Consider the following 22304-nt stretch of genomic DNA (forward strand, 5'->3'; position numbering starts at 1 on the left):
CCGCCCGTCGCCGTCGCACACCGGTCACACGGACCCCATCCACGCCCTTACGTCCGGTCGCCGACGAATCGGGATGAGTGGCGCCCTTTCTACGGGGCATGGATTCGGTGAACACGTTCGAGCAGGAGGGGAATCCACATCCACGTGCGGGCGGGGGGCCATGACGATGCGAGCACGAGGGGGCGGTCCTGTGGTCATCGGGGCCTACTTGGCAGAGAAGACGCAGGAGACGTCGGACGGCGCGGGGGGCCGGTCGAAAGACGCACATCTCAGGCGCAGGCTGGGGCGGGCCGATCTGAAGGCCGTGCCCGAGGCGCGTAGGGCGCTACGGGAACTGCTGACGCGCTGGGCAAGGCCGGCATGGTCCGAGACGGCCGAACTGCTCACCACTGAGCTGGTCACCAACGCACTCATCCACACCGACCACGACGCGGTCCTGACGGCCACCGTCTCCCCGAGCAAACTCCGCGTGGAGGTACGGGACTTCATGGGGCAAAGGCCGACGCTGCGGGCACCGGACGCCGAGGACGAGACGCACGGCAGGGGCCTGGTCCTCGTACAGTCCCTCGCGGACGCGTGGGGCGTACGGCCGCACGGCGTGGGGAAGTCCGTGTGGTTCGAACTCGATGCGGGAGCTGCCTGAGCGGCGGGATGAGTGTGTCGGAGGTGTGTGGCGATCGCTGAGAGCCGGCATGGGAGAGCGGGAGTCAGTGAGACTGACTCCCGCTGGCTCAGATCGGCATCCGTCATGGTCACCGCATGTTGTCGGATACAACCCTGCGCAGACTGCCTACGCCGTGAGTTCGCCTGAGTGCGCCCGATCAGCCGAACTGCTTCTCCAGATCCTTGAGCTTGCGCTCCAGGGAGTCGAGCCGCGGCAGGGCCATGGTGTCGTCCTCGGCGGTGAGGTCGACGGTGAGCGGGTCAGCGGAGGTGGTCCGGACGGGCTCGAGCGAGTGGCGGGTGCGTACGGGCAGTTCTGCCGCCGGTAGGGCAGGCTCCGAAGGGACCGGTTCAGCCGTGCGCTCCACGGTCTGCACCTCGACCTTGCGGCCGCCGTTCCCGCCGGTCAGTGAACGGTGGCCGCGGCTGAGCGCCTTGAGCTGCGCCCGCTCGAGTCGCCGCTGCTCGCGTTGGCGCGACTTGTCCTGCTCCTTCTGGCGCCGGTCCTCACGGACCTCCTCGACGGCCTCGTCCAGGCTGCGCACGTTCTCCAGGAGCATCAGCGACCAGGCCTTGTACGTCTCAACAGGCGCCCGCAGCCAGCGGACGATGCGGATCTGCGGCAGAGGTCGCGGCACCAGGCCCTGCTCGCGCAGTGCGGCGCGGCGGGTCTGCTTCAGTGCGCGGTCGAAGAGCACCGCCGCCGACAGCGACATGCCCGCGAAGAACTGCGGGGCGCCCGCGTGGTCGATGCCCCTGGGCGCGTGAACCCAGTTGAACCAGGCCGCCGCACCCGCGAACAACCACACGAGGAGCCGGGATCCGAGCGCCGCGTCACCGTGGCTGGCCTCGCGCACCGCGAGGACCGAGCAGAACATGGCCGCACCGTCCAGGCCGAAGGGGACCAGGTACTCCCAGCCGCCGGTGAGGCCGAGGTTCTGCCGGCCGAAGCCGACCAGGCCGTGGAAGGAGAGCGCCGCGGCGACGGCCGCACAGCAGAAGAGCAGCACATAGGAGGCGCTGCTGTAGATCGCTTCCTTGCGCCTGCGGCGCTCCTCGCTGCGCTCCCACGAGTCGTCGGCGCTCGTGTTCTCCTTGGACCGCTTGCCGCGCGCGAGCACCGCCACCGCCGTCGGCACGCCCACGAGCAGCACGGCGCCCGGAAGCAGCCAGTTCAGCGATATGTCGGTCAGTGTCATCTGGGGTCCCTTGCATGGGGATAGGGCGTAACGCCCGCCATAGTGGCCCAATCCCGCCATCCCTCAGGGGGTTTCGGAGCAAGAGGTCACCAAGGAAGCGCAAGGGAATGTGCTGGATGGCGTTCTGCTCGAACTCACGCTTGATTGGCGGGAGGTGAGTTCGAACAAGGTTACCCGTGCGACTGGTTCCACGGGAAATTCCTGTGGTAGCCGAGGAAGTTGTGATACGCGTGTGATGCGCATGGGGCCTCGTTCGGAGGGGATTTTACGGTACGCGGCCAGACGTCCGGTCTGCGGGACCCGCTGACGCCACCTCAACTTGCGACGAGCGAAGCTGGTTGGCGTGCTTCAACGGGCCGCCGGCTTGTTGTGCGACGGTCGACTCGAAGTCGTCGTGGCCATCGGGTATGGGGAGGCCTCTGGTCGGGCGTGCGCGTCCGTGAGTGCGGGCGGGGCCGGAGCGGTGAGGGGTGTGCGGGCCGTCGTGGCGCGATCGTTTGAAGGTAAGCCTTGCCTTACTTGAACGAATCGGTGTTTGAACTGGAGCGTAAGACGCCTAAGGTGCTGAACGAGCGGTAACTAGCGAATGGCCCCAAGTGTCACCCGGCGCCGTCAGAACCGGAGGAGGAGCCCGTGGAACAGGCCCGTTCCCGAAGCGTGGAGGGCTCCGCCGAGACGGGGGTTCCGGATGTCCGTACGCAGGGCTTCCGTACGGACGTCGCCGGGATGCCGGCGCGGCCCCGGCCGGGGGGCGAGGCCTGCGAGCGGGGCACCTCCGCTGCCGCCGCCCGGGGGGAACACACCCACAGCGAGCCGCCGGTCCCGGGACCGCGCCCGGTGGACGGGCGCCCCGTCATCCGGCGGGCCTCGGTGCGCCGACAGGTCCTCGACGCTCTGCGCACCGCGTTGGTCGCGGGGGAGCTGGAGCCCGGCGAGGTCTACTCGGCGCCCGCTCTCGGCGAGCGGTTCGGGGTGTCCGCGACCCCGGTGCGCGAGGCGATGCAGCACCTCGCCCAGGAGGGCGCCGTCGAGGTCGTACCCAACCGGGGCTTCCGCGTCGTCGTGCGCGGCGCCCGCGAACTGGCCGAACTCACCGAGGTCCGGGCGCTGATCGAGATCCCGGTGATGATGCGGCTCGCCCGTACGGTGCCGGCCGAACGCTGGGTGGAGCTACGCCCGCTGGCCGAGGCGACCGTCCTGGCCGCGTCCTCCGGATGCCCGGCGGTCTACGCCGAGTCCGACCGGGCCTTCCACCGCGGCGTGCTCGCCCTCGCGGGCAACGAGCAGCTGGCGCGGGTCGCGGAGGACCTGCACCGCCGCGCACAGTGGCCGCTCGTCGACGGCCGGGTCTCGCACGGCCGTGCCGACCTGCTCGCCGACGCGACCGAGCACACGGCCCTGCTGGAGGCTCTGATCGCCCAGGATCTCGTGCTGGTGCAGCAGTTGGTGCGGGAGCACGTCGCGGGAGCGGCCTGACAGTCGGGCCGCACACCGCACCGGCCCTGGACTGTCAGTCTTCGTGCCCTGTCGCCTTCTGCGAGAAGCCATCGTGCCGGGCACAGCAATTTCTCAGCATCCTCTGAACCTGAAGCGGGACGACTGCGTGTGAAGCCCTACGAAGCGGCTGGTCCCGGTGACGGTTCCGCCGCCGTCAGCTGGCGTGCCAGCCAGGTCGGCACCCCGCCCAGGAGGCGGAACAGCCGGCCCGCCTCGGCGCGCAGCCGGGACGCCTCCGGTTCGCTCTCCGTGTCCGCGAGCGACGCCAGCGCCGGAGCCGTGCCGACGAGGTAGCCCAGCTCCTCGCGGATCCGCAGCGACTCGGCGAAACCATGCCGTGCCTCCGTCATCTCGCCGTCGCGCAGGGCGAGACCGGAGAGGTGGCGCCAGGTGAAGGAGAGCAGCAGTTCGTCGCCGTGCGCGGAGGCGCTCGCGTGGGCGCGCCGGTAGGCGGCGCGGGCCGCCTGCGGGGAGCGGGCCAGGTTCTCGGCGAGGAGCCCGCGCCGGAAGTCCAGCAGCGCCCGGCCCGGGGCGCCGGGCGCGATGAGCGCGGCGGCCCGGCCGAGCGCGGCCCGCGCCTCGTCCGCCCGGTCGCGCACCCCGTGCAGCGTGGCCGCGTACGCCAGTTGTCCGCGCTCACAGGCCGCGGCGCCCCGCTCCTCGTCGCTGTGGGCCTGCGCCTCGGCCGTGCGCAGCGCGTCCTCGGCCTCCTCCCAGCCCTGCTCCGTGTACAGGCACCGCTCGACGAGCAGACAGGCCCGTTGGAGCGAGGCCCCCGCCGTGTGCGGTTGGAGGAGGGCGGCCGCGTCGGCCCAGCATGCGCGTGAGCGCAGCCGCCATACCGCGGTCTGGAGGGGATCGTCACCTGAGGTCGTTCCGATACCAGACATGGCGGTATGCGCCACATTGCCCTCCCGGAGCACGCCATTGAGCTGTTGAGTGGTGGCGGCATTCCAGCACCAATCGTGGCACGGGGCCAAGAGGGCGGGTGAAAGATTTCACAAACTTGGGGGACCTCGGCGGCGCAGGGCGGTGCCGAATCCTCGATTCCGTGACGTCAGCTCATGCGCAGCGCAAGGAAGAAGTCGAGCTTGTCCTCGAGACGCGACAGGTCCCGGCTCGTCAACTGCTCGATACGGCCGACCCGGTAGCGCAGTGTGTTGACGTGCAGGTGGAGCCGGCTCGCGCAGCGGGTCCAGGAACCGTCGCAGTCGAGGAACGCCTCCAGGGTCGGGATCAGCTCGGCGCGGTGCCGGCGGTCGTAGTCGCGCAGCGGGTCCAGGAGGCGGGCCGTGAAAGCGCGGCGTACGTCGTCCGGGACGAACGGCAGCAGCAGGACGTGGGAGGCCAGCTCCTGGTGGCCGGCCGCGCAGACCCGTCCGGGGCGGGCAGCGGCGACCCGGCGGGCGTGCCGCGCCTCCTCCAGCGCACCGCGCAGCCCCTCGGCCGAGTGCACCGCGGCGCTGACGCCCAGCGTGATCCGGCCGTCGTCGTCGAGCCCCGCGGACAGCGGGACCCGTACGGACTCCAGCAGCGCGTCGGCGAGGATGCCCGACTCGGGGCCGTCGTGCTCCGAGGAGAGCGCCGGCAGTGGGACCAGGGCGATCGCCTCATCACCCATCTGGGCCACGGCTATGCGGTCGGAGTGCTCGAGGCCCGCCGACCGGGGGTCGACCAGGATCTCCTCGAGGAGCGACTGAGCGACCGGTCCGTACTCGACTGTGCCGCCGTCCCACTCGACCTGGGCCACGACCACCTGCCACTGCGGCGCCGCGCCGAGCCCGGGCAGCAGCACGGGTGCGGCCACCCGCAGCCGGGCGGCGATCTCGGCGGGCGCGGCCCCCGCCTGCACCAGCTCCAGCACTTCCTGCGCGAGCCGGCGCCGCACGGTGCGCGCCGCGTCCTGCCGGTCCCGCTCGACCGCGATCAGCTGGGTGACGCCCCGGAGCAGGTCGAGCCGCTCCGCGGGCCAGTCCCCGGCGTCCGCCTCCACGGCGAGCAGCCAGTCGGACAGCACCGTCTCGCGCACGTCCGGCGAGGCTCCGCCCGAGCGGCCGCTACCGGGGATCGGGAAGAGCGAGTACGTCGTCGTACCGACCGTCGACCGGTGCGGTCCGTGGCGGCCGGTGCGCGCCGCGGCCAGGTGCTCGGCGGCCAGCGCGGAGCACACGTCCGCCGTGGGGCCCGGCGTCGGGCCGGCGATCGGACGGCCGACGGGGGAGAGTACCCAGGCGCGCAGGTCCAGGTCCGAGCCGAGCAGGTCCAGGACCACGTCCGGGCCGCCGCCCGCCGGGCCCGAGGTCATCATCCGGCGGTGCCGGTCCACCACGGCCGCCAGGTCGCCCGCCCGCTCGCCGGAGACCTGCCGGACGACGTGCTCGGTGATCGTGGCGAACGCCACCGACTCGTGCACGGCGAACAGCGGCAGACGGTGCCGGGCGCAGGCCGCGATCAGGTCGTCCGGGACGCCGCCCAGCTCGGCCGTGCCCGAGGCGAGCGCGGTGACGCCCGCCGCGATGAGGATGCGGACGAACGGCTCGGAGTCGGCGGCGTCGTGCCGCCATGCCAGGCCCGTGAGGACCAGTTCACCGCCGGAGAGATAGCGACTGGGGTCCTTGAGGTCCGTGGTCATCACACCGCGCACGGTGCGGTCCAGCTCGTCCGCGCCGCCGAGCAGGCGCAGCCCCAGCGCGTCGGTGTTCAGCAGTGCGCGCAGCCGCATGTCTCGTCGCCGCCGTTCTTGTGTCTGCGGGGTGTTCTTGCGGAAGCAGGGCCCGTGATTCCTCCTGGCAGTGCCTGGTGTTTCCAGAGGAGAGCGGGGAGGTTACCGGGGCTTCCGTTCATACGAATCTACAAGATGGGCACCTTGGCCAGCCAACTCCTTCATGGTTTCCGTGACTGACCCCGCTGGAGTACACAGCGGTGTACTGACACCACTCCCCGTGAACAGCACATGAGCGAGCCGGGCCCGCCGCGCCGGTCCCGGCTTCGAACCGACGATCACGAGACGAAGAAGAGAGCCGGTCATGGACTTCCTTCGCCCCGCCAGCTGGGAGGAGGCGCTCGCCGCGAAGGCCGAGCACCCCACCGCTGTTCCGATTGCGGGTGGCACCGACGTGATGGTCGAGATCAACTTCGACCAACGGCGGCCCGACTACCTGATGGACCTGGGCCGTATCGGCGATCTCTACGAGTGGGAGGTCGGCGAGGACAGCGTGCGGCTCGGGGCCTCGGTCCCGTACACCCGGATCATGGAGAACCTGCGGACCGAGCTGCCGGGACTGGCTCTCGCCTCGCACACGGTCGCCTCCCCGCAGATCCGCAACCGCGGAGGCGTCGGCGGCAACCTGGGCACCGCCTCTCCGGCCGGCGACGCCCATCCCGCCCTCCTCGCGGCCGGCGCCGAGGTCGAGGCCGAGTCGGTGCGCGGCTCCCGGCGCATCCTGATCGACGCGTTCTACACCGGGGTGAAGCGCAACGCGCTCGCCCCCGACGAGTTGATCCGGGCGGTGCACATCAAGAAGGCCGACGGTCCGCAGCAGTTCTCGAAGGTCGGCACCCGCAACGCCATGGTGATCGCGGTGTGCGCCTTCGGTCTCGCACTGCATCCCGGCACCCGTACGGTCCGTACGGGCATCGGTTCGGCGGCGCCCACCCCGATCCGCGCCGCGGCGGCCGAGGAGTTCCTGAACGCGGCGCTCGACGAGGGCGGTTTCTGGGACAACGGGAAGATCATCACCCCGTCCATCGCCCGGCAGTTCGCCGACCTGTGCTCCGCCGCCTGCAATCCGATCGACGACGTCCGGGGCACGGCGAGCTACCGCCGCCACGCGGTCGGCGTCATGGCCCGCCGCACCCTGACCTGGACCTGGGAGTCGTACCGCGGAACCGCCCACGCCTCGGAGGGAGTCGCGTAATGCGTGTCAACTTCACGGTCAACGGACGTCCGCAGCAGGCCGACGACGTGTGGGAGGGCGAGTCCCTGCTGTACGTCCTGAGGGAGCGGCTCGGCCTTCCGGGGTCCAAGAACGCCTGCGAGCAGGGCGAGTGCGGCTCCTGCACGGTCCGCCTCGACGGCGTGCCGGTGTGTTCCTGCCTGGTCGCCGCCGGGCAGGCGGAAGGCCGCGAGGTCGTCACCGTCGAGGGCCTCGCGGACCTGGCCAGGCAGCGTTCCGATGGGTTGTCCGCCTGCGGAACCCCACCGGGCGAGGCCGGACACGCGCAGACCAGGGACACCTGCTCCCAGAGCGGCGAGAGCGGGGAACTCGCCCCGATCCAGCGGGCGTTCATCGACGCCGGCGCCGTCCAGTGCGGCTTCTGCACTCCCGGCCTGCTGGTCGCCGCCGACGACATGCTGGAGCGCAACCCGAACCCCACCGACGCGGACATCCGCGAGGCACTGTCGGGCAACCTGTGCCGTTGCACCGGTTACGAGAAGATCATGGACGCGGTCCGCCTGGCGGCCGCCCGGCAGTCCGAGGGGGTCTGAACATGCCGAACGGCGCTCCCACCAAGATCACACAGGCCTCGGGGACCAAGGGCGGCATCGGTGAGTCCATGCTCCGCCCGGACGGCACCCTCAAGGTCACCGGCGAGTTCGCATACGGGTCCGACATGTGGCACGAGGACATGCTCTGGGGCCAGATCCTGCGCTCCCCGGTCGCGCACGCCGAGATCGTGTCGATCGACACCGGCGAGGCCCTCGCCGTGCCGGGCGTGTACGCCGTCATGACGTACGACGACCTGCCGACCGAGGTGAAGAACTACGGCCTGGAGATCCAGGACACCCCGGTCCTCGCCCACGGCAAGGTGCGCCACCACGGCGAGCCGGTCGCGATGGTCGCCGCCGACCACCCGGAGACCGCGCGCCGCGCCGCCGCCAAGATCAAGGTGGAGTACCGCGACCTTCCGGTGATCACGGACGAGGCGTCCGCGCTCGCCCCGGACGCGATCCTCGTCCACGAGAACCGCACGGATGACCACGCAGCCCACGTCCCGCACCCCAACATCGTCCACCGCCAGCCGATCGTCCGCGGCGACGTGGCCGAGGCCCGCCGCCGGGCCGACGTGATCGTCGAGGGCGAGTACGTCTTCGGCATGCAGGACCAGGCCTTCCTCGGCCCCGAGTCCGGTCTCGCGGTTCCGGCCGAGGACGGCGGCGTCGACCTCTACGTCGCCACCCAGTGGCTGCACGCCGACCTCCGCCAGATCGCGCCCGTGCTGGGCCTGCCCGAGGACAAGGTGAGGTTGACCCTGGCGGGCGTCGGCGGGGCCTTCGGCGGCCGCGAGGACCTGTCGATGCAGATCCACGCCTGCCTGCTCGCCCTGCGCACCGGAAAGCCCGTCAAGATCGTGTACAACCGGTTCGAGTCCTTCTTCGGACACGTCCACCGCCACCCGGCGAAGCTGTACTACGAGCACGGCGCCACGAAGGACGGCAAGCTCACCCACGTCAAGGGACGGATCGTCCTCGACGGCGGCGCGTACGCCTCCTCCTCCCCGGCGGTGGTCGGTAACGCGGCCTCGCTCGGGGTGGGCCCGTACGACGTCGACGACGTCGAGATCGAAGCCATCGGCCTCTACACCAACAACCCGCCCTGCGGCGCCATGCGCGGCTTCGGCGCGGTCCAGGCGTGCTTCGCCTACGAGGCCCAGATGGACAAGGTCGCGGGGGAACTCGGCATGGACCCGGTGGAGTTCCGCCGGCGCAACGCGATGTCGCAGGGCTCGGTCATGCCGACCGGCCAGATCGTCGACTCCCCGGCGCCGGTCGCCGAACTCCTGCGCCGTGTCAAGGCGTTGCCGATGCCACCGGAGCGCCAGTGGGAGAGCTCCGAGGGCGCGGACGTACGGCAGTTGCCCGGCGGCCTGTCCAACACCACGCACGGCGAAGGCGTCGTACGCGGAGTGGGCTACGCGGTCGGCATCAAGAACGTCGGCTTCTCCGAGGGCTTCGACGACTACTCGACCGCCAAGGTCCGCATGGAGGTCGTCGCGGGCGAGCCCGTCGCCAGCGTGCACACGGCCATGGCGGAGGTCGGCCAGGGCGGTGTCACCGTCCACGCGCAGATCGCCCGCACCGAGCTGGGCGTCGCACAGGTGACGATCCACCCGGCCGACACCCAGGTGGGTTCGGCGGGATCGACCTCCGCGTCCCGCCAGACGTACGTCACCGGCGGCGCCGTGAAGAACGCCTGCGAGCTGGTGCGCGAGAAGGTCCTGGAGATGGGGCGCCGCAGGTTCGGCTCGTACCATCCCGCCTGGGCCACGGCCGAGTTGCTGCTCGAGGGCGGCAAGGTCGTCACCGACGGCGGAGAGGTGCTCGCCGACCTGGTGGACGTCCTCGGCGACGAGGCCGTCGAGGTGGAGCAGGAGTGGCGGCACCGGCCGACCGAGCCCTTCGACCTGCGCACCGGCCAGGGCAACGGCCATGTGCAGTACAGCTTCGCCGCGCATCGCGCCGTCGTCGAGGTGGACACCGAGCTGGGCCTGGTCAAGGTCGTCGAGCTGGCCTGCGCCCAGGACGTCGGCAAGGCGCTCAACCCGCTGTCCGTCCTCGGCCAGATCCAGGGCGGCACGACCCAGGGACTGGGCATCGCGGTCATGGAGGAGATCGTCGTCGACCCGAGGACGGCGAAGGTGAAGAACCCCTCCTTCACGGACTACCTGATCCCCACCATCCTGGACACGCCGACCATCCCCGTCGACGTGCTCGAACTCGCCGACGAGCATGCCCCGTACGGGCTGCGCGGCGTCGGCGAGGCACCTACCCTTTCGTCGACTCCGGCCGTCCTCGCGGCGATCCGTGACGCTACGGGACTGGAGCTGAACAGGACGCCGGTGCGCCCCGAGCATCTGGCCGGGGCGTAACCCTTCAGGGTTTGAGGGGGGCCTTTCTTGGGGGACGACGAGGGACGGCGTCCCCCGGGAACCCAGGTCGACGCTCGCACGGTCCTGTGCGTCCTGACCCACGACGCCAAGTTCGACGCACCTCTGCTGAAGCTGGCGCTGAGCCTGCCGGTCGCCTACATCGGCGCGATGGGCTCCCGTCGCACCCACCTGGACCGCAACGAACGGCTGCGCGAAGTCGGCGTCACCGAAGGGGAATTGACGCGCCTCAGTTCCCCGATCGGGCTCGACCTCGGTGCCCGCACGCCCGAGGAGACGGCCCTGTCCATCGCGTCGGAGATCGTCGCCACCCGCCACGGCGGAAGCGGGATTCCACTGGCCGGCGCCCACATGCCGATCCACCGCGACACGGCATCGCTCACGACGTACGTCTGACCTGTCTCCTCCGGTCCCGGGCTCGTCCAAGGTGCCCACGTGACCTCAACAGGGACGTCCTCGCTGGTGCTGCACGGCAGACGTCGTGCCTCTGTCCGGCTGCGGGACGGAGTGGTGCTGCTGGAGGCGGACGGCGTGCGGCGCCGGATACCGGTGGCGGCGATAGAACGGGTCGACGTTCACGGCGCCAAGGGGCGGCGGCTGACCGTCGTACTGACGGGTGACGAACCCGCGGCGTACCACCTCAGGTGCCGCAGTGCCCCCGCCGTGCACGAGTTCGCGCAGGCCGTCCGCGGTGCACTGCCCGTACGGGACGCCGACGAGCGGCGGCAGGACGGGACGGGGCTCGTGGCCGAGGAGCTGCTGGAGCGGGCGACACCGAACCGAGTCCGTCTGTGGTGGGGCCTCGGGGGCGCGTACGTACTGGTGCTCGTCCTGCTGCTGGTGAAGGGCGCGGCGTTCCCGGGGATCCTCTGGGCGGTGGCCCCCGCGGTGCTCTCCGTCGGAGGGCTGGGCGTGCTCGGCGGATGGCGGGTGCTCCGGGAGGCCTGGGTGCTGCGTACCCGAGGGATCACCGTCGAGGGAGAGCTGCAGAGGATCTTCTGGTTCGAAGATGTCAAGCAGTACACCTACGCGTACGTCGACAGTCACGGCGTACGGCGTGAGCTCACGGGCGCGAACGGGGGCGATGAGCGGGTTGAGATCAGATACGAGCCTGCGGCCCCCGAGACCGCCCAGGTCGGTCGCCGTACGACGGGAAGCCTCGTGTTCGGTGCGGTGCTCATCCTGCTGCTGGGCGTTCCTTCCCTGCTGGTTGGCGTCGCGCTCTCGCTGGTGGGGCTGGTGGCTCTAGGGACCTGACGATGTGTCAGGAGCCTGAAGAAGGTGCCCGCGTGAACCCTTCAAGGGGCTGTCGGCCAGGCTGAGCAGGGCTGACTGCCTGGCTGGGTGAAGGGCAAGAGTTACATCGCCCCGATGGCCGCAGACGCAGCAGGGCTACGCTGTCCGCTCCCAGACCGGTTCAACGACTGGCGCCCTCCGGCCACAGCACCCGCACCGGGACGCCGGTGCGCTCGGCGTACGCGACCACGTCCGCGGTCCCGCCGTAACCCCGGGCCGGCTTCCCGTCCCACACGGCGATCAGCTCGTCCACCAGACCCACCAGAGCCTCGCTGCCCGCCTGGTGCGCCTCAGACGTTGACTCGGTCATGCCGGTCTCGTGGACTTCGGCCGCATGGGCGTACAGCTCGTCATAGACGGGGTGATGCCATTCCGGAAGGTTCTCACGGTACTTGCTTGCTGGAATGACGACTTCGAGCTGACCGCCGTGCTTGAGGACGGCTTCGGCGAACCAGGAGTCGGGGCCGTCGGCGATGCACGAGACGGCCGTCAGGTCGTCGGCGTCGTAGGCGCGTACGGTGTCAGCGAGCATCGCGCGAATCCGCTCTTCTACATCCTTGCTCAGCCCGCGGTGACCGGTGATTCCTGTCCGCATGCTTTGATCCCCTCTCCTACAGGCAGACGCCGTGGAGGCGCTCGTCGAAGTCCCGCACCACCTTGGGCGGGGTGGCGGTGGTGAGAGTACGGCGCACGGTGCGGGCTCGCTCGACGATCCGCCCGGACCGGTACTCAAGGCCGGTGTCGAGCGCTCGCGACGCGAGGGCGAACGCAGCCTCGACTCTGCCGGCGAAGAGGTAACCGGCTGCGATGTCCAGTACTAGCAAGGCGCGTTGCTTCGAGTGGCCGGTCGACAATGCCTCTACGTCATCCGAGATCGCCCACTCGGGGAGGCGAAGAAGAGCGCCACAGTTGACGCGGCAGGCGGCCACTTTCGCCGGGGTGAAGGAGAACACCCACGGCCACGGCGGCGGCTCCTCGGCTGTGGTCAATGTCTCCGCCGCCTTCCGGGAGGCCGTCAGCGCCCGGTCGGCGGCGCGCTGGTCCCCGATCGCGGCGTGTGCCAAGGCCTCAACCGAGGCCAGCCACGCATCCGCGACGGCCGGGCGCCTCTCGCCGATTGCCCGCCGTGCCCTGTGGGTCAGGTTCAGGGCCTCGGTGCCGTTCCCGGCATGTGCCTCGAACTGGGCCAGGGTGCCGGTTTGGTAAGCGGTCAGCAGCGATTTCCCTGCCGCTCGGGCGGCCTTGATTGCTCCGCCGTACCAGGAGCGGGCCGACCCGCTGTCGCCCTGGCCCTTCTTCTCCAGACGGGACACGGCGGACTGCGACAGGCCAAGGGCCTGCCCCAATGCGGTCTGCGTCATCTGCTGAGCCTTGCGCGCCAGCTCGATCACGCGCCCGTAATCCCCGATCCGGGAGGCATCCCGGATCGGTCCTGTCTGGAAGTTCATGACGTACCTCCACGTTAGGCGTCTTTACGGCGCCGGGTGCCTGTCCGTACCCGCTCTGCGCATATCCGTATGCGGGTACCGCATGCGTGATGGTCTCATAGCGGAGCGTGACCGTTGACTGGGTTCAGTGCCAAGTGTCGCCGCATGTAGGCGGGTTGGCACGCGGTGGTCGTCCCCTGCCCTCGTGGGGAATGGCCACCTCCACGTTTCTTGATCAACCACAAGGCTGGACGATGACCAGGACTGCGCAGCAGAGCCCCGCCGACACTCCCACCACACCTGGCCCCTCCATGGCCGTGCTGTACGTGTGCGCCGAGCGAAGAACGCTGACTCCCGCTCTGGCGGCGAAGTGCTGGGCGTGCACCGCGGAGTGTGGGGCCGCCGAGAGAACAGGGCCGAGGAGTTGGAGGGCGTCGGCCTGGTGACGCGACGGGAGCGGGACCTCGCGGTCGCCCACTGGCTCCTGGCCGCCTCCGGGGATCAGGAGCGGGCCCGCGCGGAATGGCGAGAGCACGGGGTAGCGCTGCTGGCGGCCGGCGGGATCTTCGCCGCGATCCGGATTCCCGGTGACCTTGTCCGGGTGACCGTGAAGACGGACGACGACCAGGCCGTGGACGACTTCCTCCACCGTGCCCTGGAGGGCGGCCCGGTGTTCAGGGACCGGATCTCCGACATGTACTACGCCCTGGTTCCCGGGAGTACCGCGTGGCGGTGGAACGCGCGGGCCTGGCCGGGCCTGGAGTGCCTCGGCCGGGACTGCTACCTGGGCGTCCCCGTGCCCGAGCCCGGGCGCCGGCGAGGGCGCGCGTACTGGTGCGTTCCCATGAACTCCCCCGGGGAACTCTGCGATCCGCGTGTGGTGTGGGCGATGGTGCAGCGCGGGCAGACCGGCGCGACATGAGACCGAACAGTGTGGTCGGGCAGGTCCTCTACGTGCTTGTCCTCAGCGTCCTGACGGCCACCATCGTGGCCGGTGTCGCGCCCAGCTAGCCCCTGGACTGGAACTGTCCCCCGCAATTTGCTGGTACGCGCTGAGACCGGCGTAGGGCGATGGTGTCATTCCCCGATACACCTGCCGGGTTGGGGGCGGGGTCACGGTCCCGGCTGACCGCCTCAGGGAGGGCCGGGCAGCCAGGCACAGTGAGTCACTGTGCCGAACGACATGCCGACCGCTCGGCGGCTGTCGGCTTTCCGCGGAGGATTCCTGATGACGAACGCGATGAGCGGACCCGTTCACCTCGGCGTGCCGCCGGAGTGGCCGCAACCCGTACCGGGCTGCTGCGTGTGCGCGGCGCTGGCCAGGCAGCGCGCGGAGGCCGCAGGTGCCGGGGACCAGTCGAAGGTCTCGGACTGCAATGTCGAGATCCGCCGCCATAAGGACCCGCATCCGAGGGGACAGTGGTGAGCCGCGCCGGTCCTCCTCTGGGCCCTGGCGGGGCCATCACAGCCCCTGGCTCCGCCGGTCCTGAAGACGGTCACGTCCGCGGCGGCGGTGTAGCGGTTGGAGTGTGACACATCCGGAAGATGTGTCACGTCCGCGGATCCCCCTACCGGCCAACAGCCGCCGTACACCACGTCCGTGGGCGTGACTCTGAAGACCCCCGCGTGGTGAAGACGGAAGGACGGCCGCGCGGCTGGTCAGGTCACTTACAAGCTCCGCCCGATGACACACGGCAGGCAGTCGGCACGGGCGGAAAACGGTGCTGGGGTCACGTTGTCCCCTGCGAGGCCCCAGCACCGGACGGTTTCAAACCTGGACCGTACCCGTCGATCAGGCGGGTACCGACGACAGCAACACAAAGGAGAGGTATGTACGCCCACTCTGACCGTCTGCCCACGAGTCCGGCGATCCCTCAGGGAATCGTCACCCCGCCCCCATGGGGCGTGAACCGAATGGCGCCCTATCCCACGATGGCGCCCGGTTACGCCGCGGCCGTGTTGGACCCGGACACTCAGACCGCTGTGTTCTTCGACAAGGCTGGCCAGGTCATGGAGATGCCCGGCCACGGCACCAGCACCGGAACGACCCCGTCCACGGGTACCAGCCCTGACGGCAACGGCACCACCCAGGACAGCGACACAGGGAGTGACAGCGACCAGTGAGTGACCCGCGTCCGGTGCTGGTCGTCACCAGCCTGCACGACCCCACCGCCGACGTGGTGATCCGCGAGTTGCACGGCCGGGACATCCCGGTCGTGCGGCTCGACTCCGGGGACTTCCCCGCATCACTGTCGGTTGAGACAGAGATCACCCCGCACGGCGTTCGGGGGCGCCTCCTCACACCGTCCCGCACCGCCGACCTGGCCAACGTCCGGTCCCTGTACTACCGCCGCCCGACGGGGTTCGCGTTCCCGCACCTGAGCGAGCAGGATGCGCGGTTCGCCGTCACCCAGGCCAGGTACGGACTCGGCGGTGTGTTGGCTTCACTGCCCGACTGCCTGTACGTCAACCACCCACACCGCATTGGGGACGCGGAGTTCAAGCCGTCCGGACTGGCTGCGGCGGTGGAGGCGGGCTTCGACGTGCCGCCCACACTGATCACCTCGGGTCCCGATGCCGCCAGGGCCTTCGTCAAGCGGCACGGCTCGGTCATCCACAAGCCCCTGTCCAATCCGGTGTACCGCATCGACGGCGTCTCCTCCGCCGTCAAGGTCACCGAGGTGGCCGCCGAGGACATCGACGAAAGCGTGGCGGGCACTGCGCACCTGTTCCAAGTACGCGTGCGCAAGACGGCCGACGTCCGTGTCACCGTCATCGGCTCACAGGTGTTCTGCGTCCGTATCGACTCCGATCTTCTGGACTGGCGTACCGACTACGACCGGTTGCACTACACCCCCGTAGTGCCGCCGCCGGGGATCGAAACGGCGCTGCGCCGATACCTGGCCCACTTCGGGCTCGTCTTCGGCGCTTTCGATTTCTGTGTCGGCGAAGACGGGCGATGGTGGTTCTTGGAGTGCAACCCCTCGGGCCAGTGGTACTGGCTGGAGCCTGAGACAGGTCTGCCGATGTGCGCGGCCCTGGCCGACCTGTTGGAGAGGAAGACGTGACCGACGAAGTACAGCTCCGCAACAAGCTCATCGAGGACATGACGGCGAACGGCAGCCTGCGCACCGAGCCGTGGAAGCGCGCCGTCGAAAGGGTCCCCCGGCACGAGTTCATGCGAGGCGGGTTCTTCCGTCCAGTCGCCGGCGCTGTGCCCTCGGCCTGGTCCCCGGTCCTGGAGGACGGCGACGGATGGCTCGAAGGCTGCTACCAGGACCAGTCGTTGGTGACCCAGATCGCCGGCACCGTCGTGCCGACGGACATCCGCGGCGAGATCATGCGCCAGCCGACCAGCTCCAGCACACTGCCGTCACTCGTGCTGCGCATGCTGGAGGAACTCGAGGCCGAGCCGGAGTCGACGGTGCTGGAGATCGGGACCGGCACCGGGTACTCGACCGCGGTGCTCTGCGCACGGCTTGGCGACGGCCAGGTCACTTCGATCGAGTACGACGAGGACGTGGCGTCGCGGGCGCGGACAGCCCTCGCCCGGGTCGGGAGGTATCCCACCCTCATCAGCGGAGACGGACTGCTCGGCTACCCGGAAGGGGCACCGTACGACCGCGTGATCGCCACCTGCGGCGTGCGCACGATTCCCCCGGACTGGATCGAGCAGACCCGCCCCGGCGGACTGATCCTTGCGACCGTCGGCGGCTGGCTCGGCTCATCAGAGCTTGCCCGCCTGACGGTCCACGAGGACGGCACGGCATCCGGTCCGCTGCTGGGCGGCGGGGCCAGCTTCATGCTCGCGCGCCCGCAGCTGCCACCCCCGCTCGGCCTACTCCCCGACCTGAGCGCGGGCAAGGAACGCGAGGCCGCCATCGGAGCCGACGTCCTCAGCAACTGGACATCCCGCTTCGTCGTGCAGAGCGCCGCGCCGCGCGCTCAGCGCCTCACCCTTCAGCAGGACGGGCATGTCGAAGACGTGTTGATCGACGTCGAGTCCGGCTCGTGGGCTGCGCTCTATGAGGTGAATGACCGCTGGGTCGTCCGTCAGGACGGTCCGGAAGCCCTTTGGGACGCCGTCGAGGACCGGCTCAGCCGCTGGCGCACCGACGGCGCACCGGCGCTCGAAAAGTTCACCGTCCACGTCAGCCCGCAAGGGCAGGTCATTCGCTGGTAAGCCCGCTGGTCCGCATTGCTTGGCTGGTCGGACCACCTGTCAACGAGCGAGGAGAACCCTGATGGACGCACGCGACTGGGACCGCGTCGCCTGGCTGCGGAACTGGCTGGACGAGAACGCGGATGACGCGGCGAACCGGGACACGGTGCGCCTGCTGCGCGTACTCAAGATCGGCGAGGAGTTCGGCGAGGTCGCCGAGGCCGTCCACGGCGCGCTCGGTGCCAACCCCCGCAAGGGCGCCTCCCACACCTGGGATGACGTCAACAAGGAGCTGTGCGACGTCATCGTGACGGCCATGGTCGCGCTGTCGACCTGCACGCCGGACCCGGAGAGAGCGCTCAGTGAGCACCTGGACCACCTCGTCCGCCGTGTGATGCCCGGGTGATGAGGGAGGGTCGCGTGGACGGGTCGGAGCGGGCCGGTTGCTGAGTGTGCCGCGGCCCCGGCCGTCCGCTTTATCGCGGATGGCCGGGGCCGCTGTGTCGGGTTCGGTCAGTCCGTGCCGGACTCCATCGCGGCGCGGTCGAGCAACTCGTCGTCACCGGAGACCTCGCCGCGGGAGGCGATGGCCTCGGCGCCGCCCTCCGGCAGGCTGCCGATCAGCCCGGTCGCGGCCGCCTGGGCGGCACCGATGGCGGGATTGGCGGTGCCGATCAGGCCGAGCCCGGCGTACTGCTCCAGCTTGGTGCGCGAGTCGGCGATGTCGAGATTGCGCATGGTGAGCTGGCCGATCCGGTCCACCGGGCCGAACGCCGAGTCCTCGGTGCGCTCCATGGACAGCTTGTCCGGGTGGTAGCTGAACGCCGGGCCTGTGGTGTCGAGGATCGAGTAGTCCTCGCCGCGCCGCAGCCGAAGCGTCACCTCGCCGGTGACGGCCGCGCCCACCCAGCGCTGCAGCGACTCGCGCACCATCAGCGCCTGCGGGTCCAGCCAGCGGCCCTCGTACATCAGCCGACCGAGGCGCCGGCCCTCGTTGTGGTAGTGGGCGAGGGTGTCCTCGTTGTGGATCGCGTTGACCAGGCGCTCGTACGCGGCGTGCAGCAGGGCCATGCCGGGCGCTTCGTAGATGCCGCGGCTCTTGGCCTCGATGATCCGGTTCTCGATCTGGTCGGACATGCCCATGCCGTGCCGGCCGCCGATGGCGTTGGCCTCCATGACCAGGTCGACGGGGGAGGGGAACTCCTTGCCGTTGACCGTCACCGGGCGGCCCTGCTCGAAACCGATCGTCACGTCCTCGGTGAGGATCTCGACCGAGGGGTCCCAGAACCGCACGCCCATGATCGGTTCCACGGTCTCCACGCCGTTGTCCAGGTGCTCCAGGGTCTTGGCCTCGTGGGTGGCGCCCCAGATGTTGGCGTCGGTGGAGTACGCCTTCTCCGTGCTGTCGCGGTAGGGCAGGTCGTGGGCGAGAAGCCACTCCGACATTTCCTTGCGGCCGCCGAGTTCGGTCACGAAGTCCGCGTCCAGCCAGGGCTTGTAGATCCGCAGGTGGGGGTTGGCGAGCAGGCCGTACCGGTAGAACCGCTCGATGTCGTTGCCCTTGAAGGTCGAGCCGTCACCCCAGATCTGCACATCGTCCTCGAGCATCGCCCGGACCAGGAGGGTGCCCGTGACGGCGCGGCCGAGGGGCGTGGTGTTGAAGTAGGCACGGCCGCCCGAGCGGATGTGGAACGCCCCGCAGGCGAGCGCGGCCAGACCCTCCTCGACCAGCGCCGCACGGCAGTCGACCAGACGTGCGATCTCGGCACCGTATGTCGTCGCACGGCCGGGCACCGAGGCGATGTCGGGCTCGTCGTACTGGCCGATGTCGGCGGTGTAGGTGCACGGGACGGCACCCTTGTCGCGCATCCATGCGACCGCGACCGACGTGTCGAGGCCACCCGAGAAGGCGATGCCGATGCGCTCCCCGGCGGGCAGGGAGGTGAGAACCTTGGACATAGAAAGAGTATGCATAACAACGCATGGCCATGCAAAGCGTGTCTTGCGATGTGACCCTTTCGTGGGTGCCGGCCGAATGACGGGCAGGGGCTGAATGGCGTCCTGGTGCCCCAACAGGCAACATCTCGGCTCCCGTCACCTGCGGCTGGCGGGAGCCGAGACGCCCCGGAGAGGGCTGCAGCTCAATCTCTTGCGCATGCGAAGTCCAGGGGCGCGAGGTCAGACAGGCTTGCGGACGATGACGTACGCCTGCGGGGTGGCCTCCCGCTCCTCCGCCGCGCGTACGAGCCGGGCGACCTCCTCGAAACCGGCCCGCCCCAGCAGGTCGGCGACCAGGTCCGGCGGGAAGCGGTGGACGTCGAGGGACAGGTCGTGGCCGTAGGCGTGCTCCAGGTGCACGCACTCGTCGCCCGCCTTGAACGCGAGCAGCAGATGACCGCCCGGCGCCAGTACGCGGTGGAACTCGGTGAAGAGTACGGACAGTTCGTGCGGCGGGGTGTGCACGGTGGAGTACCAGGCGAGGGCTCCGGCGAGCGTGCCGTCCGGGATGTCCAGGCCGGTCATCGTCCCCACCTCGAACCGCAGCCCGGGGTGGGTCTTCCGGGCCACGGCGATCATCTCCGGCGACAGGTCGATCCCGAAGGCGTCAAGACCCAGCTTGTCCAGATACGTGGTCACCCGCCCCGGTCCGCATCCGAGATCGCCGACCGGCCCGCCCCCGCCGCCCAGCACCCGCTCGGCGAACGCGCCCAACATGGCCCGGTCGAAGGTGTTCGTGGCCAAGTTGTCCCGCAGCAGCCGCTCGTAGTCGACGGCCACGGTGTCGTACGACGTCCTGGTGATCTGCAGATGCGAGGTCTCGGTCATGGGGCCGTACCCTAGACGCCGCCACCGACACCGCGGTCCGGATTCCGCCACAGCAGCCCGTCGACCGCCCGCCCGAACATCCACCGCGCCACCCAGCCGAGCGGCTGGTCGAAGAATTTCGGCAGCGGGCGTACGGCCAGCTCCTCCCGCCACACCACGCGCGCGTGCCCCGTGTCGTCGGGACGCACCTCGATCTCCGCCCAGCCCGTGACGAAACCGCCGCGTTTGACCAGGCGGCAGCGTGTCGGCGGCTGCCAGGCGACCACCTCCATCGGGTCGTCGAAGGCGAGCGGTCCGATGCCGGTGCGGGCCACGAACAGCGTGCCCACTCCCGTCGGTGGCGGGGTGAGGACCGTGACCCGGGTCAGCGGCACCACGTCCGCGTGGCGCGGCCAGTCCGTGAGCCGTAGCCACGCCTGGTCGGCGGCGAGTGGGGCGAGGCGTTCGAGGCTGAAGAGGACCATCAGGGGGATCGTACGCGGCGGACGTCCCCCCTGCGGCAAAGCGGGACTGACGATGTGTCAGGGACGGTAGACCGTACCGGGTTCGACCTTCCCCGGTGCCAGCAGCTGGGGCACGGTGACGAAGACGTACCCCCGCTCCTTGAGCGAGTCGATGATTCCGGGCACCGACGGCACGGTGCCCGAATAGATGTCGTGGAGCAGGATGATCCCGTCCCGGGACGCCTGCTCCAGCACCCGCTTGCGGATCAGCTCGGGGTCGTCCGTCGTGTAGTCCTTGGCGGTGACGCTCCACAGCACCTCGGCGAGCCCCTGCTCGCGGGAGATCCGGTGCACGGTGTCGTTCGTACGCCCCTGGGGCGGGCGCATCAGTGTGGGCTTGCGCCCGGTGAGCTTCTCTATCGCCTCGTCCGGCTTCTTCAGTTCCTCGCGTATCTGCTGCTCTGATATCTCGGTGAGTATCTTGTGGTCCCAGGTGTGGCTGGCCACTTCATGTCCCTCGGCGGCCATCCGCTGCACCAGCTCCGGGTACTTCTCGATGTGCCGCTTGCCGAGCAGGAAGAACGTGGCCGGGACCTGCTTCTCCTTGAGGATGTCGAGCAGCTGTGCCGAGTTCTCGCTGGGTCCGGCGTCGAAGGTCAGTGCGATGCACTTGGCCTGACGGCAGTCCACGGTCCCGAACCGGGCCGGTGCGCCCGCCGCGGGGTGCGCGCGGACGGTGGCGGGCGCGGTGGTGTGGAGGGTCGTGCACCCCGAGAGCGTGAAGGCGGTCGTGAACAGAAGGGCCGCGGCAGGCAACCCGGCCGCACGTTTGATCATCTTCCCCGTCGAAAACATGATCGTGACTCTACATGCCGCGTGTACATGGCATGCAGAGTCGAAAGTGCTGCTCAGACCCGCTTGACCGGCGTCCTGGGTGCGCGTGCCGTAACCGGTTCAGAGGTTTGCTGCATGGTCGGGGACGTAGGTCTGCAGATCGCGTGGCGGGCGCTCGTAGCCGGTCGCCGGCGGGCGCGGCGGCAACTCCAGCACCGGCGGCTGCACCTCGTGGTAGGGCACGGACCCCAGCAGGTGGGCGATCATGTTCAGCCGCGCCCGGCGCTTGTCGTCACTCTCCACGACGTACCACGGCGCCTCGGAGATGTCGGTGTGCACCAGCATCTGGTCCTTGGCCCGGGAGTACGCCTCCCAGCGGGTGATCGACTCCAGGTCCATCCGCGACAGCTTCCAGCGCCGCACCGGGTCCGCCAGGCGCCGGTGGAAACGCTCCTGCTGCACGGCGTCGCTCACCGAGAACCAGTACTTGCGCAGCAGGATTCCGTCCTCCACCAGCATCCGTTCGAAGATCGGGCACTGGCGCAGGAAGCGCTGGTGCTCCTCCTTCGTGCAGAAGCCCATCACGTGCTCGACACCGGCCCGGTTGTACCAGCTGCGGTCGAACAGCACGATCTCCCCGGCGGCGGGCAGATGCTCGATGTACCGCTGGAAGTACCACTGGGTACGTTCGCGCTCGGTCGGCGTGGGCAGTGCCGCGATCCGGGCCACGCGCGGACTGAGATGCTCCGTGACCCGCTTGATCGTGCTGCCCTTGCCCGCCGCGTCCCGTCCTTCGAAGACGACCACCAGCCGGGCGCCCGTCGACCGCACCCATTCCTGCAGCTTCACCAACTCCGTCTGCAGGCGGAGCAGTTCCCGCTCGTACACCTTGCGCGGCAGTGTCGCCGCCGCCTTCTTGCCGGCCATGTCGCCTCCCCGCGTCGATGACCAGTCGATGACCAACGGACGTCGCGTCCGGCCACGCTCGTACCCGTCCACGGCCGGACACCAGCACCGTACTGATCAGCGAGGGGCCGCGCACCCCGGACGGCCGCTGACCGGGGCCGAC

Annotated in this window: 22 protein-coding genes and 1 pseudogene; 13 read left to right on the plus strand and 10 right to left on the minus strand. The window is 69.9% G+C overall.

Annotated features, from left to right (window positions below):
• Positions 1–190 precede the first annotated feature (190 nt).
• Positions 191–643: an ATP-binding protein gene (locus tag BIV24_RS21515; RefSeq protein ID WP_079168426.1), complete on the plus strand. Its 453-nt coding sequence runs from the start codon at positions 191–193 to the stop codon at positions 641–643.
• A gap of 178 nt (positions 644–821) precedes the next feature.
• On the opposite strand, the gene BIV24_RS21520 is transcribed toward BIV24_RS21515, so the two are convergent.
• Complete coding sequence (locus tag BIV24_RS21520) at positions 822–1862, minus strand: DUF2637 domain-containing protein (protein ID WP_071368028.1); 1041 nt, start codon at positions 1860–1862, stop codon at positions 822–824.
• Positions 1863–2588: 726 nt separating this feature from the next.
• Between BIV24_RS21520 and BIV24_RS21525 the strand changes: the two genes are divergently transcribed.
• Positions 2589–3338 carry a GntR family transcriptional regulator gene (locus BIV24_RS21525; RefSeq protein WP_079168432.1) on the plus strand — a complete coding sequence of 250 codons (750 nt, stop codon included), beginning with the start codon at positions 2589–2591 and terminating at the stop codon, positions 3336–3338.
• Between the two features lie 137 nt (positions 3339–3475).
• Here BIV24_RS21525 and BIV24_RS21530 read toward each other — a convergent pair whose 3' ends face one another.
• A complete protein-coding gene (locus BIV24_RS21530; protein WP_071368057.1) occupies positions 3476–4264 on the minus strand; it encodes a hypothetical protein in 789 nt (262 codons plus the stop codon).
• 152 nt (positions 4265–4416) lie between these two features.
• Positions 4417–6081: a PucR family transcriptional regulator gene (locus tag BIV24_RS21535; protein WP_071368030.1), complete on the minus strand. Its 1665-nt coding sequence runs from the start codon at positions 6079–6081 to the stop codon at positions 4417–4419.
• A 304-nt stretch (positions 6082–6385) separates the two neighbouring features.
• On the opposite strand from BIV24_RS21535, the gene BIV24_RS21540 reads away from it, so the two are divergent.
• The 5 genes and pseudogenes from BIV24_RS21540 (at position 6386) to BIV24_RS21560 (ending at position 11504) form a co-directional block, all read left to right on the plus strand.
• Entirely contained in the window at positions 6386–7276 is an 891-nt protein-coding gene (locus BIV24_RS21540; RefSeq protein ID WP_071368031.1) for an FAD binding domain-containing protein, read from the plus strand.
• Entirely contained in the window at positions 7276–7848 is a 573-nt protein-coding gene (locus BIV24_RS21545; RefSeq protein WP_071368032.1) for a (2Fe-2S)-binding protein, read from the plus strand. Before BIV24_RS21540 ends, BIV24_RS21545 begins: the two co-directional genes overlap by 1 nt.
• Before the next feature lie 2 nt (positions 7849–7850).
• The gene (locus BIV24_RS21550) at positions 7851–10229 is read left to right on the plus strand and encodes a xanthine dehydrogenase family protein molybdopterin-binding subunit (RefSeq protein ID WP_071368033.1); all 2379 of its coding nucleotides are present in this window, start codon (positions 7851–7853) and stop codon (positions 10227–10229) included.
• Positions 10230–10289: 60 nt separating this feature from the next.
• Positions 10290–10643: pseudogene (locus BIV24_RS21555) on the plus strand (XdhC family protein); the annotation flags it as partial.
• A 39-nt stretch (positions 10644–10682) separates the two neighbouring features.
• Positions 10683–11504 carry a hypothetical protein gene (locus BIV24_RS21560; protein WP_143064640.1) on the plus strand — a complete coding sequence of 274 codons (822 nt, stop codon included), beginning with the start codon at positions 10683–10685 and terminating at the stop codon, positions 11502–11504.
• Positions 11505–11664: 160 nt separating this feature from the next.
• Here BIV24_RS21560 and BIV24_RS21565 read toward each other — a convergent pair whose 3' ends face one another.
• Both BIV24_RS21565 and BIV24_RS21570 read right to left on the minus strand, forming a co-directional pair.
• Positions 11665–12138, minus strand: a complete 474-nt coding sequence (locus BIV24_RS21565) for a hypothetical protein (protein WP_071368036.1) — start codon at positions 12136–12138, stop codon at positions 11665–11667.
• A 16-nt stretch (positions 12139–12154) separates the two neighbouring features.
• Positions 12155–12991 carry a helix-turn-helix domain-containing protein gene (locus BIV24_RS21570; RefSeq protein ID WP_071368037.1) on the minus strand — a complete coding sequence of 279 codons (837 nt, stop codon included), beginning with the start codon at positions 12989–12991 and terminating at the stop codon, positions 12155–12157.
• A 358-nt stretch (positions 12992–13349) separates the two neighbouring features.
• Here BIV24_RS21570 and BIV24_RS21575 point away from each other — a divergent pair, with 358 nt between their 5' ends.
• From BIV24_RS21575 to BIV24_RS21595, 6 genes are all read left to right on the plus strand, one after another.
• Positions 13350–13892 carry a hypothetical protein gene (locus BIV24_RS21575; protein ID WP_177198783.1) on the plus strand — a complete coding sequence of 181 codons (543 nt, stop codon included), beginning with the start codon at positions 13350–13352 and terminating at the stop codon, positions 13890–13892.
• Positions 13893–14198: 306 nt separating this feature from the next.
• Positions 14199–14396 (plus strand): hypothetical protein, encoded by a 198-nt coding sequence (locus BIV24_RS32250; RefSeq protein WP_079168428.1) that lies wholly within the window; start codon positions 14199–14201, stop codon positions 14394–14396.
• A 404-nt stretch (positions 14397–14800) separates the two neighbouring features.
• Complete coding sequence (gene tgmA / locus BIV24_RS21580) at positions 14801–15094, plus strand: putative ATP-grasp-modified RiPP (RefSeq protein WP_071368038.1); 294 nt, start codon at positions 14801–14803, stop codon at positions 15092–15094.
• Positions 15091–16038: an ATP-grasp ribosomal peptide maturase gene (gene tgmB, locus BIV24_RS21585; RefSeq protein ID WP_071368039.1), complete on the plus strand. Its 948-nt coding sequence runs from the start codon at positions 15091–15093 to the stop codon at positions 16036–16038. Before tgmA ends, tgmB begins: the two co-directional genes overlap by 4 nt.
• Positions 16035–17153, plus strand: a complete 1119-nt coding sequence (tgmC, locus tag BIV24_RS21590; protein ID WP_245766884.1) for an ATP-grasp peptide maturase system methyltransferase — start codon at positions 16035–16037, stop codon at positions 17151–17153. The genes tgmB and tgmC overlap by 4 nt, the downstream gene beginning before the upstream one ends.
• A gap of 61 nt (positions 17154–17214) precedes the next feature.
• A complete protein-coding gene (locus tag BIV24_RS21595) occupies positions 17215–17538 on the plus strand; it encodes a MazG-like family protein (protein ID WP_071368040.1) in 324 nt (107 codons plus the stop codon).
• A 107-nt stretch (positions 17539–17645) separates the two neighbouring features.
• On the opposite strand, the gene argG is transcribed toward BIV24_RS21595, so the two are convergent.
• From argG to ppk2, 5 genes are all read right to left on the minus strand, one after another.
• Positions 17646–19091: an argininosuccinate synthase gene (gene argG / locus BIV24_RS21600; protein WP_071368041.1), complete on the minus strand. Its 1446-nt coding sequence runs from the start codon at positions 19089–19091 to the stop codon at positions 17646–17648.
• 219 nt (positions 19092–19310) lie between these two features.
• Complete coding sequence (locus tag BIV24_RS21605) at positions 19311–19958, minus strand: class I SAM-dependent DNA methyltransferase (RefSeq protein WP_071368042.1); 648 nt, start codon at positions 19956–19958, stop codon at positions 19311–19313.
• 11 nt (positions 19959–19969) lie between these two features.
• Positions 19970–20422 carry an SRPBCC family protein gene (locus BIV24_RS21610; RefSeq protein WP_071368043.1) on the minus strand — a complete coding sequence of 151 codons (453 nt, stop codon included), beginning with the start codon at positions 20420–20422 and terminating at the stop codon, positions 19970–19972.
• A 57-nt stretch (positions 20423–20479) separates the two neighbouring features.
• Positions 20480–21256 (minus strand): polysaccharide deacetylase family protein, encoded by a 777-nt coding sequence (locus tag BIV24_RS21615; RefSeq protein WP_079168429.1) that lies wholly within the window; start codon positions 21254–21256, stop codon positions 20480–20482.
• A gap of 99 nt (positions 21257–21355) precedes the next feature.
• On the minus strand, positions 21356–22162 hold the full coding sequence (gene ppk2, locus BIV24_RS21620) for a polyphosphate kinase 2 (RefSeq protein WP_071368045.1): 807 nt from the start codon (positions 22160–22162) through the stop codon (positions 21356–21358).
• Between the last annotated feature and the right edge of the window lie 142 nt (positions 22163–22304).

Source organism: Streptomyces colonosanans (assembly GCF_001866645.1).
In the GTDB taxonomy this organism is placed as follows: domain Bacteria; phylum Actinomycetota; class Actinomycetes; order Streptomycetales; family Streptomycetaceae; genus Streptomyces; species Streptomyces colonosanans.

Coding starts and splice junctions, on each gene's coding strand:
- BIV24_RS21520 (WP_071368028.1), bottom strand. CDS start 1,862: ATGACACTGACCGACATATCGCTGAACTGGCTGCTTCCGGGCGCCGTG.
- BIV24_RS21525 (WP_079168432.1), top strand. CDS start 2,589: ATGCCGGCGCGGCCCCGGCCGGGGGGCGAGGCCTGCGAGCGGGGCACC.
- BIV24_RS21535 (WP_071368030.1), bottom strand. CDS start 6,081: ATGCGGCTGCGCGCACTGCTGAACACCGACGCGCTGGGGCTGCGCCTG.
- BIV24_RS21540 (WP_071368031.1), top strand. CDS start 6,386: ATGGACTTCCTTCGCCCCGCCAGCTGGGAGGAGGCGCTCGCCGCGAAG.
- BIV24_RS21545 (WP_071368032.1), top strand. CDS start 7,276: ATGCGTGTCAACTTCACGGTCAACGGACGTCCGCAGCAGGCCGACGAC.
- BIV24_RS21550 (WP_071368033.1), top strand. CDS start 7,851: ATGCCGAACGGCGCTCCCACCAAGATCACACAGGCCTCGGGGACCAAG.
- BIV24_RS21565 (WP_071368036.1), bottom strand. CDS start 12,138: ATGCGGACAGGAATCACCGGTCACCGCGGGCTGAGCAAGGATGTAGAA.
- BIV24_RS21570 (WP_071368037.1), bottom strand. CDS start 12,991: ATGAACTTCCAGACAGGACCGATCCGGGATGCCTCCCGGATCGGGGAT.
- BIV24_RS32250 (WP_079168428.1), top strand. CDS start 14,199: ATGACGAACGCGATGAGCGGACCCGTTCACCTCGGCGTGCCGCCGGAG.
- tgmA (WP_071368038.1), top strand. CDS start 14,801: ATGTACGCCCACTCTGACCGTCTGCCCACGAGTCCGGCGATCCCTCAG.
- BIV24_RS21595 (WP_071368040.1), top strand. CDS start 17,215: ATGGACGCACGCGACTGGGACCGCGTCGCCTGGCTGCGGAACTGGCTG.
- argG (WP_071368041.1), bottom strand. CDS start 19,091: ATGTCCAAGGTTCTCACCTCCCTGCCCGCCGGGGAGCGCATCGGCATC.
- BIV24_RS21605 (WP_071368042.1), bottom strand. CDS start 19,958: ATGACCGAGACCTCGCATCTGCAGATCACCAGGACGTCGTACGACACC.
- BIV24_RS21610 (WP_071368043.1), bottom strand. CDS start 20,422: ATGGTCCTCTTCAGCCTCGAACGCCTCGCCCCACTCGCCGCCGACCAG.
- BIV24_RS21615 (WP_079168429.1), bottom strand. CDS start 21,256: ATGTTTTCGACGGGGAAGATGATCAAACGTGCGGCCGGGTTGCCTGCC.
- ppk2 (WP_071368045.1), bottom strand. CDS start 22,162: ATGGCCGGCAAGAAGGCGGCGGCGACACTGCCGCGCAAGGTGTACGAG.